This window comes from Streptomyces sp. SID13031 (assembly GCF_010548305.1).
Taxonomy (GTDB): Bacteria; Actinomycetota; Actinomycetes; order Propionibacteriales; family Kribbellaceae; genus Kribbella.
This window is the reverse complement of record NZ_JAAGLV010000003.1, coordinates 370473-386687: the sequence shown is the minus strand read 5'-3', so window position 1 is coordinate 386687 and position 16215 is coordinate 370473. Positions and strand designations below refer to the sequence as shown.

Genomic DNA, 16215 nt, shown 5'->3' with positions numbered 1-16215 from the left:
CGGTCAGCGGCGGCCGACAGCTGACGCGGACGCGCTGGCGCGCAACCTGGCGCGTGACGGTACAGCTGTGCAGAGAAGCTCACCACAGCCGTCACGCTTGGCGCGGCCAGTACGAGGGTGCGGGACTACACCGATATCTACACCTTGGCGTCGACGCAGAAACTGAACCATGGCTCGGTCCGGGCCGCATTGCTGGCCACCGCGCGATTCCGTGGCACCGCCTTGCGGCCGTTGTCCGAGGCAGTGGGGGACCTGGTCGAGCTCCGAGCCGGCACTTACCGGGCGTATCGCCGCAGTCTTGGACGAGATGGTGAGCGTCTGCCGCCGAAACTGGATGAGGTGCTCGCCGCAGTCATTGCGTTCGCCGACCCACTGGTGATCGATGACCCTGCGGCAGGCGACTGGGATCCGGACCTGCGGAGCTGGACGAGTCCCGTCAGGCAAGCACACCTTCGGAACTGATCCGATTCAGAGCACCCGGTGGACCTTGTGCTGGGCGGCTTGGGCGCGGGGGCGGACGGTCAGGCGGTCGATGTTGACGTGTTTGGGGCGGGTGGCTATCCAGGTGACGATGTCGGCGATGTCTTCGGCCAGGAGGGGTTCGGCGACTCCGGCGTACACCGCGTCGGCTTTGGCCTGGTCGCCTTCGAAGCGGGTTAGGGCGAAGCCTTCGCTCTTGACCATGCCGGGGGCGATCTCGCAGACGCGGACCGGCTGGTCGAACAGTTCCAGGCGGAGGGTGTCGACGACTGCCTTGGCCGCGTGCTTGGCGGCCGCGTAGCCGCCGCCGCCCTCGTAGGCGACCTGGCCGGCCGTCGAGCCCATCACAATGATCTGGCCTTCGCTGGCGATCAATGCCGGGAGCAACGACTTGGTGACGGCGGCGACGCCGATCACGTTCACCTCGAACATCTGCCGCCAGGCCTCCAGATCGGCCTCGGCGACGGGCTCGAGCCCGAACGCGCCACCGGCGTTGTTCAGCAGCAGGTCGACCCGGTCACCGACGGCGGCGGCGAGCGCGGCGACATCCTCGGCGGAGGTGACGTCGCACTGCACGGCGCGGCCGTCGATCTCCTTGGCCAGGGCTTCGATCCGGTCCAGCCGGCGGGCGGCACAGACCACCTCGAACCCTTCCCGGGCGAGATACCGGGCCGAGGCGGCCCCGATCCCGCTGCTGGCTCCGGTGACGACGGCGACAGGACGGCTGGAAGTCATGTCGCCAAGTGTTTCACCAGCGGGATCCGGGCCCGGAACGGCGTCTCAGACTTGGCGCGTGGGGACCGCGACGAGATAGCTGAGATTGAGCTCGCGGCGCCGGGAGACGACGAAGGCGACCACGTCGGCGATATCGGCCGGAGCGAGCGGAGGGATCCCCGCGAAGGTACTGCCCAGCAGCTCGAGCTGCTCGTCGGACAGGTTCGCGCCCAGCTCGGTCGCGGTCATACCGGGCTCCACGCTGCTGACCCGGACGTCCGCCGGTGACAGGTCCGCCCGGATCGCCTCGGAGAACTGGGTGAGTGCCGCTTTGGTCGCGCTGTAGACGCCATGGGTCGGGAAGGCGCCGCGTGAGCCGACCGAGGAGATGTTCACCAGATCAGCTGTACGACCTTCCGCGGCGGCCTTGACCAGGTCGCCGACGAACGCGTGGGCCAGCCGGAGCGCGCCGGTCAGGTTGGTGTCGATCATCTTGGTCCAGTCATCGATCCGGGCTTCCTGGACCGGTGCCCCGAGCATCACGCCCGCCGCGTTCACCACCAGATCCACCCGGCCGAGGCGCTGCCGGACCTCCTCGGCGCCACGATCGACCGAGGACTGGTCGGTCACGTCCACGCTGACGCCGAAGGCTTCGCCGCCCGCGGCCTTGATCTTGAGGGCGAGGTCGTCGAGCCGCTCGGTCCGGCGGGCGAGCAGCGCGACGGAGGCGCCGTCGGCCGCCAGCCGCTCGGCGATGGCCGCCCCCATCCCGCTGGCGGCGCCGGTGACGACCGCGATCCGGCCGGTGAGCGGGAGTGGGTGCTGCTGGGTGGTGCTGGTCATCGGAATCTCCTAGCCGAAAAGGTTGATGAATCCAGCCTCCTGCGGCTGCGACGGCCTACCCAGTCGTCCCTCGTGCCTGGGGTCCACGGATCCTGGGTCTGACAGAACCACGCTGGATTTTCGGACTGCGCGGATACTGGCGGTATGGATCGCCGTGACGAGCTGACGGAATTCCTGAAGTCCAGAAGGGCGCGGGTCCGTCCCGAGGACCTCGGGCTCAAGGTGTTCCCGGGACGCCGGCGGGTGCCCGGGCTGCGCCGGGAGGAGCTCGCCCAGGTCGCCGGGGTGAGCGCGGACTACTACGTCCGGCTCGAACAGGGCCGTACCGAGAACGTCTCGCAGGAGATCCTCGACGCCGTAGCGGAAGTACTCGGCCTGGACGAAGCCGAGCGGGAACACCTGACCCGGCTGGCGCGACCTGCCCGCCGCCCGAAGGCACGCCGTACTACGCAACGCGTGCGGCCCGGCGTCCGCCAGCTGCTCAACTCGCTCGAAACGGTGCCGGCCTTCCTCCTCGGTCACCGGATGGACGTACTGGCCTGGAACCGGTTGGCCGCCGCCGTGGTCGGCGACTTCGCCCAGCTTCCGCCCAGAGAGCGGAACCTGCCGAGGCGGGTGTTCCTGGACGAGTCGGCGCGCGACCTGTACCCGCAGTGGGAGGCGATGGCGGTGGAGAGTGTCGGCTACCTGCGCTTGTACGCCGGCCGCTACCCGGATGATCCCGAGCTGGCCGAGCTCGTGGGTGAGCTGTCGATCCACAGCGCCGAGTTCCGCAAGCAATGGGCGCGGCACGACGTCAGGGACAAGTCCTTCGGGGTGAAGGAGCTGCAGCACCCCTTGGTCGGCCCACTCAGCCTGCAGTACGAGACGCTCCTGCTGCCCGGTGACCCGGACCAGACGATCCTCACCTTCTCCGCAGTGCCCGGTTCCGAGTCCGAGGCGGCGCTGCGGCTGCTGGCCAGCTGGACCTCACCAGCACCGGAGCCCGCCGATAGGGAGAAGTCCCGATTTCCCCAGCCGGCCCCGGAGTTACCCTGACCGGGTGACCCAACCCTCGGCAGACCGTCCTCTCCGGCGGGTCGCGATGATCAGCCTGCACACCTCGCCACTGGACCAGCCAGGGACCGGGGACGCGGGCGGGATGAACGTCTACGTGGTCGAGCTGTCCAAGCGGCTGGCCACCCTCGGTATCGAGGTGGACGTCTTCACCCGCGCGACCACGTCCGCGATGCCCGCGAAGGTCGAGCTGCTCCCCGGCGTGACCGTGCGGAACGTCGCGGCCGGCCCGTACGAGGGCCTGTCGAAGCACGAGCTGCCCGCGCAGCTGTGCACGTTCGCCCGCGCCGTACTGCGGGCCGAGGCGATCCGCGAACCCGGGTACTACGACGTGATCCACTCGCACTACTGGTTGTCCGGCCAGGTCGGCCTGCTCGCCCGCGACCGTTGGGCCGTGCCGCTGGTACACACCATGCACACGATGGCGAAGGTCAAGAACGCCAGCCTGGCCGAGGACGACGTACCGGAGCCGCCGGCCCGTCTGCTCGGTGAGGAGCAGGTCGTCGAGGCCGCGGACCGGCTGCTCGCCAACACCGGCGACGAGGCGAACGAGCTGATCAACCTGTACGGCGCCCAGCCGGCGAAGGTCGGGGTGGTCAATCCGGGCGTCGACCTGGAGGTCTTCAGCCCGGGGGACCAGCTCGTGGCGCGCAAGGCGCTCGGGTTGCGGCCGGACGCGATCGTGCTGGCCTTCGTCGGCCGGATCCAGCCGTTGAAGGCGCCGGACATCCTGATCCGGGCGGCGGCCAGGATGCTCGCCGCTGATCCGTCCCTGCGGGGGCGGCTGGTGGTCGCGATCATCGGCGGGCCGTCCGGCAACGGGATGGAACACCCCGAATCGCACGCCCAGCTCGCGCGTGAGCTCGGCGTCTACGAGGCGACCTGGTTCGTGAAGCCGATGGCCCGGGCGGCGCTGGCCGACTGGTATCGGGCTGCCTCGGTGGTCTGCGTACCGTCGTACTCGGAATCCTTCGGACTCGTCGCGCTGGAAGCACAGGCCTGCGGTACGCCGGTGGTCGCGGCGGCCGTCGGTGGGCTGACGACGGCGGTCGCGGACGGTGAGACCGGGCTGCTCGTGCCCGGGCACGACATCGGCGACTTCGCCGACGCGCTGAGCCGGATCGCGACGGATCCGCTGCTGCGCGAGACGATGAGCCGCGCGGCGGTCAAGCATGCCGGTGGTTTCGGCTGGGAACTGACCGCGGAGAAGACGCTCGCGGCGTACCGGACCGCGCAGCAGACGATGGTGGCCGAGCTGGCCCAGGAGGTCGATCGATGAGGGTGTCCGCGGCGGACGTGATCCGGCAGGTGCTGACCGAGAACGAGCTCGACTTCACCGAGGCCGAGCCGGGCGCGTTCAGCGCGGACCTGCCCGGTGAGCGCAAGCTGAAGACGACGGTGTCGCTGACGGTCGGCAGCCAGGCGGTCCAGGTGCACGCGTTCGTGGCGCGCCGGCCGGACGAGAACCACGAAGCCGTCTACCGCTGGCTGCTCGAGCGGAACCTGAAGATGTACGGCGTCGCCTTCGCCGTCGACCACCTGGGCGACATCCACCTGGACGGCCGGGTCCCGCTGCACGCGATCACCCCGGTCGAGGTGGACCGGCTGCTCGGCGCGGTCCTGGAGTACTCCGATACGTCGTTCAACACCATCCTCGAGCTCGGCTTCGGGTCGTCGATCCGCAAGGAGTACGAGTGGCGCCTGAAGCGCGGCGAATCCACCCGGAATCTGGACGCTTTCATGGGCTGGCTGGAGCCTCGCTAGTCTGTGGGCATGACTTACCGCCTGATCCTGCTGCGCCACGGCCACAGCGACTGGAACGCGAAGAACCTGTTCACCGGCTGGGTCGACGTCGACCTGAACGCCCAGGGCGTGGAGGAGGCGCACCGCGGCGGCCAACTGCTGCTGGAGCGCGGGCTGCTGCCCGACGTCCTGCACACCTCGGTCCTGCGCCGCGCCATCCGGACCGCGAACATCGCCCTCGAGGAGGCCGGCCGGCAGTGGATCGACGTCCGCCGGTCCTGGCGGCTGAACGAGCGCCACTACGGGGGTCTGCAGGGCAAGGACAAGAAGCAGACCCTGGAGGAGCTCGGCGAGGAGCAGTTCATGCTGTTCCGCCGCTCCTACGACACCCCGCCGCCGGCGATCGAGCGCGGCTCGGAGTTCGACCAGGCCGGCGACCCGCGGTACGCCGGGCTGCCCTCTGAGTTGCTGCCGGCAACCGAATGCCTCAAGGACGTCGTCGAGCGGATGCTGCCGTACTGGTACGACGCGATCGTGCCCGACCTGCGGGCCGGCAAGACCGTCCTGGTCACCGCGCACGGTAACTCGCTGCGCGCCCTGGTCAAGCACCTCGACAACCTGGACGAGCAGACCGTCGTCGGCCTGAACATCCCGACCGGCGTCCCGCTGTACTACGAGCTCGACGAGGACTTCAACCCGCTGAAGCCCGGCGGTGAGTATCTCGACCCGGCCGCCGCCGCAGCCGCGATCGAAGCGGTCAAGAACCAAGGTCGCTGACCGATGTGAGTGACCGCGGGGAGTTCGGTGAGCTGCTGCGCCGGTGCCGCCTGGCCGCGAAGCTGACGCAGGCAGCACTGGCCGAGGCGGCCGGGCTGAGCGAGCAGGCGATCGGCCTGCTCGAGCGCGGCGTCCGGAAACGGCCCTACCGGGGAACCGTTCTGGCGCTGGCGGCCGCGATGGACCTCGGCCCCGAAACGACCGCCGCCCTCTTGTCCGCTGCTGGTGGGCAAGAGGCTGGCGTATCCCCATCGGTAGCTGCCCCGGACCGGGCTCCGCGGCAGCTGCCTCCCGACGTAGCCGACTTCGCAGGCCGATCCACCGAACTGCGCTGGATCGCCGACGCTCTGAGGGCGGGTGGGGATCAGCCCGGTACGACCGTCCTGGCCCTCCATGGCCTGGCGGGGGTCGGGAAGACCACGCTGGCGACCCATGCGGCCCACCTGGCCGCGGAGAGCTTTCCGGACGGCCAGCTCTACATCGACCTGCAGGGGTACGGGCCGGGCGGCGCATTGACCGCGTCGGCCGCGCTGCGGGTTCTGCTGGTGAGTCTGGGCTTGCGTGAGCAGGCCGTTCCGGTCGATCTCGATGCCGCCTCGCAGCTGTACCGATCACTGCTGACCGGGACCAGGACGCTCGTGGTCCTCGACAACGCGTCTGATCGCGAAGTACTGAAACGCCTTCTTCCGGACGGTCCGCGGTGTGCCGCGATCGTGACCGGCCGCCGCGCGCTGTCGACCGGATCCACAAGTCTCCAGGTGGCGCCGCTCGACGATGACGACGCGCTGTCGATGCTGGGCAGGATCATCGGCTCGGAGCGGGTGAGCGCCGAGACCGAGGCGGCCCGGACCATCATCAGAACCTCCCACGGGCTGCCGCTGATCGTCCGGCTGGTCGGAGCGCGGCTGGACCGTCGCCAGGACTGGGCATTGGCGGAGGTCGCGCACCAGGCCAGGCCTTCGAACCGGCGGATCGACCACCTCGGGGTCACCGCGGCGGTACACGCCACTGTGTCCAGCTCACTGGAGTATCTCGAGAACCTTCCGGGCGGTACCGGGGCGCAGGCGGCGTCGGCCTTCGACTTCCTCGGCCTGATCGACGCGGCTGAGCTCACCCAGACGGCTGTCGGCGCTCTGCTCGATCTGCCGGCCGAGACCACGCAAGCCGTGATGGCACAGCTGCTCGACCTCCATCTGGTCGGATCGCCGCGGCCAGGGGTCTACCGGCTCCACGATCTCCTCCGCTCGGTCGCCGGCGAGCGAGCGTTGCGAAATCTCGCCCCCGAGGAGCGGCAGTCGGCCCTCTGGCGGGTGATCGACCTGTACCTCGCCGCCGCCTGGGAGTGCCAGTCGGGGACCCACCCGTCGAGTGAGCGGGTCAAGAAGGCCCGGCCAGGTATGGAGCCTATTTCCAACGACTTGCTGCCCGCCCGGCTGGAGTGGTTCGACTTCGAGCGTGCGTCGGTCATCGCCCTGGCCAATCAGCTCGCGGTTCTGGCCGGCGACTTCACCGCGCCGCTGATCGAACTCGGCTGGGCCATGTTCGGGTACTTCGAGTTCCGCGCTCGCTGGCCGGAGCTGCGCGAGGTCGCCCTCCTCTGCCGGCGGGCCGCGCCCGCCCGGGCAGACCAGTCCTACTTCATGTACCTGGCCGGGATCGCCGACTGGGAACAGGAACACTTCGAAACGGCGCTGGACCATTTCACCGAGGGGCTGGCGCTGGCCGAACAGAGCGGCGACCTCAAAGCCGTGGCCAGATGCGCGCTCGCGGTGGCCCGCACGCTCGAGGGGCTCGACCGGTTCGAGGAAGCGATCGTCTCGGCCGAGCGCGCCATCAGCGCCAGCCAGGAGTCCGACTACCTGTATGCGCTGGGAGCCGGCCAGATGGCTTTGGGGGCGCTCTATGCGCGCTGCGGCCGGATGGACGAAGCCGAGTCGTGCCTCAGCTCGTCCGTTGAGCTCGCCCGGGGGGCCGGCGACCTTCAGGCGGCCGCTCGACGCCACGGTGTGGCCGGTGACGCCTACGCGGCGGCCGGTACCCATTCCCGTGCCATCCCCCATTTCAGGGCGGCCCTGGAGATCTACGCGACCGCACCGGGACCAGCCTGCCTCGCATTCGTCCACCGGCGGCTGGGTACGAGCCTGCTCGCCAGCGGTAGTACCGACGAAGCGGCCGGCGCCTTCGACGTCGGCCTCGACCTGGCCCGCGAGAGCGCAGACCTCAAGGAACAGGCCAAAATCCTCGCCCAACTGGCAGAACTCCAGGTAGTCCGCGGCAATCCCGCCGCCGCCATCAACCACCTGACCTCAGCCGCCACCCTCTTCGACGACCTCGGCATGCCCGACTCCGTCGACCTCCGCCACCGAATGACCGAACTCACCGGCGCGACCGCGACGAAGTGAATACAAAGAAGTAGCCCCCGGCAACCAGATGGTTGCTGGGGGCTACTTTTGGTGCTGGATCAGTCGTTGCCGTTGGGGCTCGGGGCGGAGGCGCCGGCGCCCGAGCCGGCGGCGGTGCCGCCGATGGCGACCGGGAGCTCGCCGGTGACCAGGTAGACGACCCGGCGGGCCATCGAGACCGCGTGGTCGGCGATCCGCTCGTAGTACCGGCCGAGCAGCGCGATGTCGACCGCGACCTCGACGCCGTGCGGCCAGGACTCGTCCATCATCAGCCGGAACTGGTTGGTGCGCAGCTTGTCCATCTCGTCGTCGACCGACTCCAGCTTGGCCGCCGCCTCGACGTCGCGGGTCTTGATCACGTCACCGGCGCCGTCGACCATCCGGCCGGCCACGGCGCCCATCTCCTCGATCACCGAGTGCAGCTCGGCCGGGATCGCGGACGCCGGGTAGCGCAGCCGGGCGATCTTCGACACGTGCGCGGCCAGGTCGCCCATCCGCTCCAGGTCGGCGACCATCCGCAGCGCGGCGACCAGCATCCGCAGCTCGTTGGCGACCGGGGACTGGCGGGCCATCAGCTCGAAGACCTTCTCCTCGACGCCCTCGCCGGCCGCGTCCAGCTGGATGTCGGCGGCAATCACTTCCTCGGCCTGCCGGATGTCGGCGGTCAGCAGTGCCGTGGTGGAGCGGCGTACGGCGGTCGACACCGTCCGGGTCATCCGTTCGAGCTCGGCGAGGATGTCGTCGAGCTGCTCGTGATAGGTGTCGCGCATCGTGTCTGCTTCCGATCTGTGGTGTCCGGTACTGCGGTGGGCGGTTACCGCGGGCACGGTTCAGTACCCGCCCACCGTGGAAGGTATGCCAGCCAGGTTGCCGGGCGGCGACGAGTGGTGAACGCCCGATGAACAGTTGAGACGCGTTCCGGTCATCGGGTGCTCATACGGTCTTTCCCTCCTGGTTGCCCGCGTAGCATCGGTGCTGTGGACCCCACGCTGGCTGCGGTGCTGGGCGGCGTCATCGGCGCGGCTCTGGCTCTGCTTTCACTCGGTGCGATGATGCTGAGCGAGCGATCCCAGACCAAAGTACCGGTCTCCCCGGACCCGATCGTGCCCAACGGCGTCGCCACCGTTCTGTCCGTACTGCGCTCCTCCGCCGTCGTGATGGGCCCCGAGGACCAGGTGCTCCAGGCGAGCGCCCCGGCCCACGTTCTCGGCATCGTACGAGGCGAACGGCTCGTCGTGGACGACCTGCTGACCATGGTCCGGGCGGTCCGCCGCGACGGCGAGATCCGCCAGCAGGACCTGGAGATCGTCCGCGGCCGGCTCGGCGCCACGCAGTACGTGAGCGCCCGGGTCGCCCCGCTGGGCAGTCAACTGGTGCTGGTACTGGTCGAGGACCGGACCAGGGAACGCCGGCTGGACGCGATCCGTCGCGACTTCACCGTCAACGTCAGCCACGAGCTGAAGACCCCGATCGGCGCGATCATCCTGCTCGCCGATGCGGTCGCCGAGGCCGCCGACGACCCCGAGGCCGTGCAGAGGTTCTCCGGCCGGATGCGGATCGAGGCCTCGCGGCTGAGCCGGCTGGTCAAGGAGATCATCGAGCTGTCCCGGCTGCAGGGTGACGACCCGCTGGAGAATCCCGGCCCGGTCGACATCAACGGCGTGATCGAGGCCGCGGTCGACCGCTGCCGGGTCGACGCCGAGGACCGCGACATCAACCTGGTGGTGAAGACCGACCCCGCGCTCGAGGTGATGGGCAGCGTGGACCAGCTGGCGATCGCGATCGGAAACCTGGTCGAGAACGCCGTCAACTACAGCCCGGACGGGACCAGGGTGGCGGTCGCCGCCCACCCGATCGGGGACCTGGTCGAGATCACCGTCAGCGACCAGGGCGTCGGGATCCCGAGCAGCGACCTGGAACGCATCTTCGAGCGGTTCTACCGGGTCGACCGGGCCCGCAGCCGCGAGACCGGTGGTACCGGACTCGGCCTGTCCATCGTCAAGCACATCGCCTCGATCCACGGTGGCGACGTGCGAGTCTGGAGCGTCGAGGGCCAGGGCTCCACCTTCACCGTCCGACTCCCGCTGCGGCTCGATCCCGCGACCGGGCAACCGACGGACTCCACCATCCAGGAGGAGTTCGACACACCCCTGACGCCGACCCCGTCGGAGGATCAGAAAACCAAGGAGGCAGCTTCGTGACCCGAGTGCTGGTCGTCGAAGATGAAGAGAGCTACAGCGACGCGTTGTCGTACGTTCTGCGCAAGGAAGGGTTCGAGGTCGCCGTTGCGGAGACCGGGCCCGACGCGCTGGACGAGTACGACCGGGCCGGCGCCGACATCGTCCTGCTGGACCTGATGCTGCCCGGCCTGTCCGGTACCGAGGTCTGCCGCGCGCTGCGCAGCCGGGGCAACGTCCCGGTGATCATCGTGTCGGCCAAGGACACCGAGGTCGACAAGGTCGTCGGCCTCGAACTGGGCGCGGACGACTACGTCACCAAGCCCTACAGCCCCCGCGAGCTACTCGCCCGCATCCGCGCCGTCCTGCGCCGCGGCCAGGACGTCGAACTCCTCCCGGACACGCTCGAGGCGGGACCGGTACGGATGGACGTCGAGCGGCACGTCGTCACGGTGTCGGGAACCGAGATCCGGTTGCCACTGAAGGAGTTCGAACTCCTCGAGATGCTGCTCCGGAACACCGGCCGCGTCCTCACCCGCGGCCAGCTGATAGACCGCATCTGGGGCGCGGACTACGTCGGCGACACCAAGACGCTCGACGTCCACGTGAAGCGCCTGCGCTCCAAACTGGAGAAGGACCCATCCAACCCGTCCCACCTGGTAACGGTACGAGGCCTGGGCTACAAGTTCGAGGCCTGAACCCCCACGCGCCCGGCGCGTGGGGGGCTACATCCTCCGGCGTACGGGCGCTCCTACTTGTGTTGTGCGATCTGGATCAGGTTGCCGCAGGTGTCGTCCAGGACTGCTGTGGTGACTGGGCCCATCGCCAACGGGGCTTGGGTGAACTGGACGCCCAGGTCACCGAGACGCTTGAACTCCGCGGCCACGTCGTCGACGGCGAATGAGGCGGCTGGGATGCCGTCTTCGGCGAGGGCCTGCTGGTAGGGCTTCACGGCAGGGTGGCTGTCCGGCTCCAGCAGGAGCTCGGTGCCGTCGAGGTCGTCCGGTGATACCACGGTGAGCCAACGGTCCTGGCCCAGTGGGACCTCGTTCTTCTTCACGAAGCCGAGCACCTCGGTGTAGAAGCGCAACGCCTTGTCCTGGTCGTCGACGAAGACGCTGGTCAGATGGATCCTCATGGAGTACCTCCGGTTGCCTCGCGCCTGAGCCATCGGGTGGCGATGCGCTCCAGCGGTTCGGTGTTCAGGTGATGGAACTTGTACCGCCCCTGGCGCCGCGTGCGGATCAGCTCCGCGCCCTCCAGGACAGCCAGATGCTGACTGATCGCCTGCCGGGTCAATCCCACCCCGTGCTTGGTCACCAGCCGCGCGCAGATCTCGAACAGCGTCTGCCCGTCCCGCTCCACCAACTCATCGAGAATGTGCCGCCGAGTGGAATCAGCCAACGCCTTGAAAACATCCTCGGCCATACCCCCACAATAGGCAAGTAGCCACTTGCCTATCAAGTCCTGCTGCAGTCGTACTGGATTCGCGCCCACTGTCAGTGATCGGTGGTTCGGCGCCTCTGCTCGGCTCGCTGCTTGCGGATCCGCTTGAGCCTCTCGTTCACAACCGCGGGATCTTCGTCCTCGCTCATCTCGACCGCCGTATCGGCGATCGCCTGGTACTGCCGTTGGCGGCGAGTCTCGCGGTAGTCCAAAAGGTCCTTCAGCAATACCTTCCGGCGTGTGCCTATCCGCTCGCCGGCGAGTTCACCGGCTTCGATCAAGCGGACCACCGTTGGCCGACTTACGCCGAGGAGATCCGCTGCCTGTTGGGTCGTCAGTTTCGGCATGGCAGGCGAAATCGTGATCGCCTTGCCTGCTGCCAATGCCGCTACGGCCTGGACCAGCACCCGGTGCAGTGCCTCGGGTACCTCGATCTGATCATGCTCCTCGGCGCCAGCGAGGAAGTAGCGCCGCTCAGGTCGCTCACCCGTCTTGCTGTGATGGGCGTCAAGGAAGCTGGCGACGGTCGCCAACTGCTCCTGCTCTTCGGGTAGGTAGGTCTGCGACTCGAGAAGCTCGGTATCCATGACATCCTCCAGTATCGAACGAAACGAACTCCCTTTCGCAACGTTCGAATATGGTCGCATGTCCCGCACTGCTCAACAAGTTCTCCAGGCCTCGCAAAATGCCAATCCGGCGGCGAGTGCGTGGGCGGAGTACTGATTAGCTTAGGCTGCCCTAAGTTTCTAGCCTAAGGAGAAAAGCTGATGTCCTGGTCCCGTTCCGCTGGGTTGGCGGTTGTTGCGCTTGTTGCTTCCAGCGCGTTGGTTGCGTGTGGGAGTGGTGACGACGAAGGCCAGGCGGCTGCGCCGGCGGCTTCTGCTGGGTTTCCGGTGACGTTGAAGAACACCTTCGGGGAGACGACGATCCAGAAGAAGCCGGAGCGGATCGTCACGCTGGGGTGGAACGCGCAGGACGTCGTCTACGCGTTGGGGGAGACGCCTGTCGGGATGCCGAAGGTGACGTACGGGCCGACGCCGGCCGGGACGACTGCCTGGGATGTGGACAAGTTCGACGCGAGTAAGACGACGTTGCTGGACACCACCGACAGCGTTCCGTTCGAGAAGGTGGCGGCGTTGCGGCCGGACGTGATCCTGGCGCCGTACGAGGGGTTCGACAAGGCGACGTACACGAAGCTTTCGGAGATCGCGCCGACCGTCGCCTATCCGGGCGCTCCTTGGCAGACCACCTGGCAGGACCAGACGACGATCATCGGCAAGGCACTCGGCAAGTCGGCCGAGGCGGACAAGCTGGTGGCCGGGATCAAGGAGCTGACGGACAAGGCGGCCGCGGAGCACCCCGAGTTCAAGGGCAAGACGCTGTCGATCCTGTCGTACGGCGCGGAGAACTACGTCTACACGCCGGGTGATCCGCGGGTGCAGATCATGAACGAGCTGGGCTTCGTCAACTCCCCGGGCGTCGAGGCGCTGGAGAAGACGAACGCCAAGAAGGAGTTCGCGCTCACCGTCAGCAAGGAGCGGCTGAACGACCTGGACGCGGATGTCGTGGTCGGCTACATCGACGGGATGACGCCGGAGAAGTTCGCCGCCGACAAGGTCTACGCGTCGCTCGGGTCGTTCAAGAAGGGCAGTACGTACCTGATGACCGACCAGCAGGTCATCTCGGGCATGAGCGCGGTCAGCGTGCTGAGCGTGCCCTGGGTGCTGGACAAGATCCTCCCCGGCCTCGCCAAGGCCGCTCAAGCAGCTTCCTGACAACGACTGCGGGCGGCGCCTTCCCTTCAGAACAAAGGAAAGGCACCGCCCGTACTACGTGCTGCGGGTAACCGCCCGCCGACTGCCGCCGACTGATCAGCTGTGCGATTCGGCGTCCGGCCGCGGCGACGGGGAGTAGTGGTCGGTGGTCAGCACCGGGATCGAGGTGGTGATCGGGCCGGCCTTGCCGAAGGTGATCGTCACCTTGATCATCTGGCCGGGCTTGCCGCCCGTGACGGTGACCGGCTGGTTGCTGCTCGGCGGGATCGTGAACGCGTCGCCGGCCTTGAGGTCGGCCTCCTTGAGACCACCGATCGTCACCGTGGCCGGCTGCTCGGTGCTGGCGACCTGGGCGTCGGCGGGGGCCGAGGCGATGCTGACCAGCTTGTCGTCGGACTGGCCGCTGTTCACGATGACGCCGTGCAGCTCGCCCTTGCCGTCCTCGGAGGCGAGCACCAGCAGGTTCCGGACGGCGATCCCGCCGGACTGCGCGTTGGTGCCCTCGGCAGGCTGGTACGGCTTGGAGGTCTGGGCGTTGAAGCTGGCGCCACAGGCTGCGACCGTGATGCTCAGAGCGACGGTGGCTCCGGCCAGCGCGGTGCGCCGAACAGCCTGCGAGGACAACGTGATGGCCACTGGAATTCCCTCTCCTACAACCCGGGTGGATGCCGTCGGGCTGAAGCCTCCGGCGGAGCACAGCGTAGCGAGCATGGTGGGTGGAGCTGACGGCGACCACCCCTTTGAGTGGTGTCCCGGGCAACCATTCACCCGCGTGCGAGGCACGGCGGACAGCGTTTGTCAAGGCGGGAAGTGGCCTCTGACCAGCGCAAACGCCCGGACCGGACCAGCGACTGCGTGGTAGGATAGAGGTCGGAAAGGGGCACGTGACATATGACTTTCAACGTCGGCGAAACGGTTGTTTACCCCAACCACGGTGCGGCCGTTATCGAGGACATCGAGACCCGTCAGATCAAAGGTGAGGACAAGACCTATCTGGTCTTGAGGATCGTCGCTCAGAACGACCTGGTCGTCCGGGTCCCCGCGTGCAACCTCGATCTTGTCGGCGTGCGTGACGTCGTGGATCAGGCCGGTCTGGAGCGCGTCTTCGACGTGCTGCGGGCGCCGCACACGGAGGAGCCGACCAACTGGTCTCGTCGTTACAAGGCGAACCTGGAGAAGCTGCACTCCGGTGACGTGATGAAGGTGGCAGAGGTCGTCCGCGACCTGTGGCGCCGTGAGCGTGACCGCGGTCTCTCCGCCGGTGAGAAGCGGATGCTGGCGAAGGCTCGCCAGATTCTGGTCTCCGAGCTGGCCCTGGCCGAACACACCAACGAGGACAAGGCGGAAGCCATCCTCGACGAGGTCCTCGCCTCCTGACCTACTGGTCAGCAGTGGAGTCGGGGTCGCGCGACTGAACCGTCCGGCATGATGTGGTCGTGAGTACTGCGGCGATCATTCCGGCGGCCGGTCTCGGGCTCAGGCTCGGTGGTGAGGCACCAAAGGCATTGCGAGAGGTCGGTGGCGAATCGCTGCTGGTCCACGCCATTCGTGGACTGCGGGCAGCGACCGCCGCCGACCTCGCTTGCTTTGTGGTCGCCGTACCGCCCGGCACCGAGGATGACGTCCGCAAACTCCTCGAGCCGTACTCCGGTCCGGTGGCGCTCCTGATCGTTGCCGGGGGCGCCGAGCGAGCCGACTCGGTCCGGCTGGCGCTGGAGCTGGTCCCCGCGGACGGCATCGACTGTGTGCTCGTCCATGACGCTGCCCGGCCCTTCGTCCCGGCCGAGGTGATCGAGCGAGTTGTCGCCGCGGTTCTCGCCGGCGCGCCTGCGGTGATTCCGGTGGTGCCCGTGACAGACACGATCAAACGCGTCGACGCCAATGGTCTGGTGGTCGACACGCCCGACCGGTCGACGCTCGTCGCAGTACAGACTCCGCAGGGGTTCGAGCCTTCTTTGTTGCGTCGGGCCCATAGTGGCGACCCGAGCGGCGCGACCGACGACGCGATGCTCTGCGAGCGCCTCGGCGTACCGGTGCAGACGGTCGAGGGGTCCCAGGACGCCTTCAAGGTGACCCGTCCGCGCGACCTCGTCCTGGCCGAATCGATCCTGACCGAAAGGCGTACTTCGTGAAGTTGCCGCGCGTGGGCACCGGCGTTGACGTGCACCCGATCGAGGAAGGCCGGCCGATGTGGCTGGCCGGATTGCACTGGCCCGACGAGCCAGCCGGACCGTCCGGGCATTCGGACGGCGATGTCGCCGCTCACGCGGTCTGCGACGCGTTGCTGGCGGCGGCCCGCCTCGGCGACCTCGGCTCCAACTTCGGTACGTCGGAGCCGGAGTGGGCCGGCGCGTCCGGCGCCGCGCTGCTGGGTGAGGTCGCTCGCCGGGTTCGCGCGGCGGGGTTCGAGATCGGCAACGTCTCGGTCCAGGTGATCTGCAACCGCCCCCGCTTCGCCGCCCGCCGCCTGGAGGCCGAGAAGGTCCTGAGCGACGTCTGCGGCGCCGAGGTCTCCGTCGCGGCCAAAACCACCGACGGCCTGGGCCTGACCGGCCGAGGCGAAGGCATCGCCGCGATCGCCACCGCACTCGTCTACTGACCAAGAGCGGTCCCGTTGCCTGGGGCATCAGATCCAGCTCGGCCAGTACTGCGGCCTCGGCGCCGGCCGGACGGTTGCTCTTAGCAATGCGGTAGTTACGAACATTCTCGACCAAATCGTTATCCCAGCAGCTCAGCACGCCGCCCCCGGGCCTGCCAGGTGTCATCGAAGCGCTCGATTTTCCATGCCGTCGACTAGCCATT

19 protein-coding genes are annotated in these 16215 nt (G+C 68.2%); 12 read left to right on the top strand and 7 right to left on the bottom strand.

Annotated features, from left to right (window positions below):
- Positions 1-117: 117 nt before the first annotated feature.
- Positions 118-462, top strand: coding sequence for a hypothetical protein (locus G3I17_RS39745; protein WP_343238244.1), 345 nt, complete (start codon positions 118-120; stop codon positions 460-462).
- A 6-nt stretch (positions 463-468) separates the two neighbouring features.
- Here G3I17_RS39745 and G3I17_RS09180 read toward each other — a convergent pair whose 3' ends face one another.
- Together G3I17_RS09180 and G3I17_RS09175 are read right to left on the bottom strand one after the other, a co-directional pair.
- Positions 469-1215 carry an SDR family NAD(P)-dependent oxidoreductase gene (locus G3I17_RS09180; RefSeq protein ID WP_164595499.1) on the bottom strand — a complete coding sequence of 249 codons (747 nt, stop codon included), beginning with the start codon at positions 1213-1215 and terminating at the stop codon, positions 469-471.
- Between the two features lie 45 nt (positions 1216-1260).
- Positions 1261-2037 (bottom strand): SDR family oxidoreductase, encoded by a 777-nt coding sequence (locus G3I17_RS09175; protein WP_164595498.1) that lies wholly within the window; start codon positions 2035-2037, stop codon positions 1261-1263.
- A 144-nt stretch (positions 2038-2181) separates the two neighbouring features.
- Between G3I17_RS09175 and G3I17_RS09170 the strand changes: the two genes are divergently transcribed.
- From G3I17_RS09170 to G3I17_RS09150, 5 genes are read left to right on the top strand one after another with little or no spacing between them, the layout of a single operon-like run.
- Positions 2182-3075, top strand: a complete 894-nt coding sequence (locus tag G3I17_RS09170) for a helix-turn-helix transcriptional regulator (RefSeq protein ID WP_164595497.1) — start codon at positions 2182-2184, stop codon at positions 3073-3075.
- Positions 3076-3121: 46 nt separating this feature from the next.
- On the top strand, positions 3122-4372 hold the full coding sequence (gene mshA / locus G3I17_RS09165) for a D-inositol-3-phosphate glycosyltransferase (RefSeq protein ID WP_203589968.1): 1251 nt from the start codon (positions 3122-3124) through the stop codon (positions 4370-4372).
- Positions 4369-4857, top strand: coding sequence for a YbjN domain-containing protein (locus tag G3I17_RS09160; protein WP_164595495.1), 489 nt, complete (start codon positions 4369-4371; stop codon positions 4855-4857). The genes mshA and G3I17_RS09160 overlap by 4 nt, the downstream gene beginning before the upstream one ends.
- Before the next feature lie 9 nt (positions 4858-4866).
- Entirely contained in the window at positions 4867-5613 is a 747-nt protein-coding gene (locus tag G3I17_RS09155; protein WP_164595494.1) for a phosphoglyceromutase, read from the top strand.
- 5 nt (positions 5614-5618) lie between these two features.
- Positions 5619-8015 carry an XRE family transcriptional regulator gene (locus G3I17_RS09150; RefSeq protein WP_164595493.1) on the top strand — a complete coding sequence of 799 codons (2397 nt, stop codon included), beginning with the start codon at positions 5619-5621 and terminating at the stop codon, positions 8013-8015.
- Between the two features lie 59 nt (positions 8016-8074).
- On the opposite strand, the gene phoU is transcribed toward G3I17_RS09150, so the two are convergent.
- The gene (gene phoU, locus G3I17_RS09145; RefSeq protein ID WP_164595492.1) at positions 8075-8785 is read right to left on the bottom strand and encodes a phosphate signaling complex protein PhoU; all 711 of its coding nucleotides are present in this window, start codon (positions 8783-8785) and stop codon (positions 8075-8077) included.
- Between the two features lie 207 nt (positions 8786-8992).
- Here phoU and G3I17_RS09140 point away from each other — a divergent pair, with 207 nt between their 5' ends.
- Positions 8993-10216, top strand: coding sequence for an ATP-binding protein (locus G3I17_RS09140; RefSeq protein WP_164595491.1), 1224 nt, complete (start codon positions 8993-8995; stop codon positions 10214-10216).
- The gene (locus G3I17_RS09135) at positions 10213-10890 is read left to right on the top strand and encodes a response regulator transcription factor (protein ID WP_132189066.1); all 678 of its coding nucleotides are present in this window, start codon (positions 10213-10215) and stop codon (positions 10888-10890) included. The genes G3I17_RS09140 and G3I17_RS09135 overlap by 4 nt, the downstream gene beginning before the upstream one ends.
- Positions 10891-10943: 53 nt before the next feature.
- Here the strand turns inward: G3I17_RS09135 and G3I17_RS09130 are convergent, their stop codons facing one another.
- The 3 genes from G3I17_RS09130 to G3I17_RS09120 all read right to left on the bottom strand — a co-directional run bounded on the left by G3I17_RS09130 (position 10944) and on the right by G3I17_RS09120 (position 12285).
- Positions 10944-11330: a VOC family protein gene (locus tag G3I17_RS09130; protein WP_164595490.1), complete on the bottom strand. Its 387-nt coding sequence runs from the start codon at positions 11328-11330 to the stop codon at positions 10944-10946.
- A complete protein-coding gene (locus tag G3I17_RS09125) occupies positions 11327-11620 on the bottom strand; it encodes a metalloregulator ArsR/SmtB family transcription factor (RefSeq protein WP_164595489.1) in 294 nt (97 codons plus the stop codon). Before G3I17_RS09125 ends, G3I17_RS09130 begins: the two co-directional genes overlap by 4 nt.
- A gap of 71 nt (positions 11621-11691) precedes the next feature.
- Positions 11692-12285: a helix-turn-helix domain-containing protein gene (locus G3I17_RS09120; protein ID WP_203589919.1), complete on the bottom strand. Its 594-nt coding sequence runs from the start codon at positions 12283-12285 to the stop codon at positions 11692-11694.
- Between the two features lie 120 nt (positions 12286-12405).
- Between G3I17_RS09120 and G3I17_RS09115 the strand changes: the two genes are divergently transcribed.
- Positions 12406-13413, top strand: a complete 1008-nt coding sequence (locus G3I17_RS09115) for an iron-siderophore ABC transporter substrate-binding protein (protein WP_164595488.1) — start codon at positions 12406-12408, stop codon at positions 13411-13413.
- Positions 13414-13509: 96 nt separating this feature from the next.
- Here the strand turns inward: G3I17_RS09115 and G3I17_RS09110 are convergent, their stop codons facing one another.
- Positions 13510-14049 (bottom strand): copper chaperone PCu(A)C, encoded by a 540-nt coding sequence (locus G3I17_RS09110; RefSeq protein ID WP_164595487.1) that lies wholly within the window; start codon positions 14047-14049, stop codon positions 13510-13512.
- A 255-nt stretch (positions 14050-14304) separates the two neighbouring features.
- On the opposite strand from G3I17_RS09110, the gene G3I17_RS09105 reads away from it, so the two are divergent.
- Genes G3I17_RS09105 through ispF form a run of 3 tightly spaced genes read left to right on the top strand, consistent with a single transcriptional unit; the run spans position 14305 to position 16012 of the window.
- Positions 14305-14790 carry a CarD family transcriptional regulator gene (locus tag G3I17_RS09105; RefSeq protein ID WP_164595486.1) on the top strand — a complete coding sequence of 162 codons (486 nt, stop codon included), beginning with the start codon at positions 14305-14307 and terminating at the stop codon, positions 14788-14790.
- A 59-nt stretch (positions 14791-14849) separates the two neighbouring features.
- A complete protein-coding gene (gene ispD, locus G3I17_RS09100; protein ID WP_164595485.1) occupies positions 14850-15545 on the top strand; it encodes a 2-C-methyl-D-erythritol 4-phosphate cytidylyltransferase in 696 nt (231 codons plus the stop codon).
- A complete protein-coding gene (ispF, locus tag G3I17_RS09095) occupies positions 15542-16012 on the top strand; it encodes a 2-C-methyl-D-erythritol 2,4-cyclodiphosphate synthase (RefSeq protein ID WP_164595484.1) in 471 nt (156 codons plus the stop codon). Before ispD ends, ispF begins: the two co-directional genes overlap by 4 nt.
- The last annotated feature ends 203 nt before the right edge of the window (positions 16013-16215 follow it).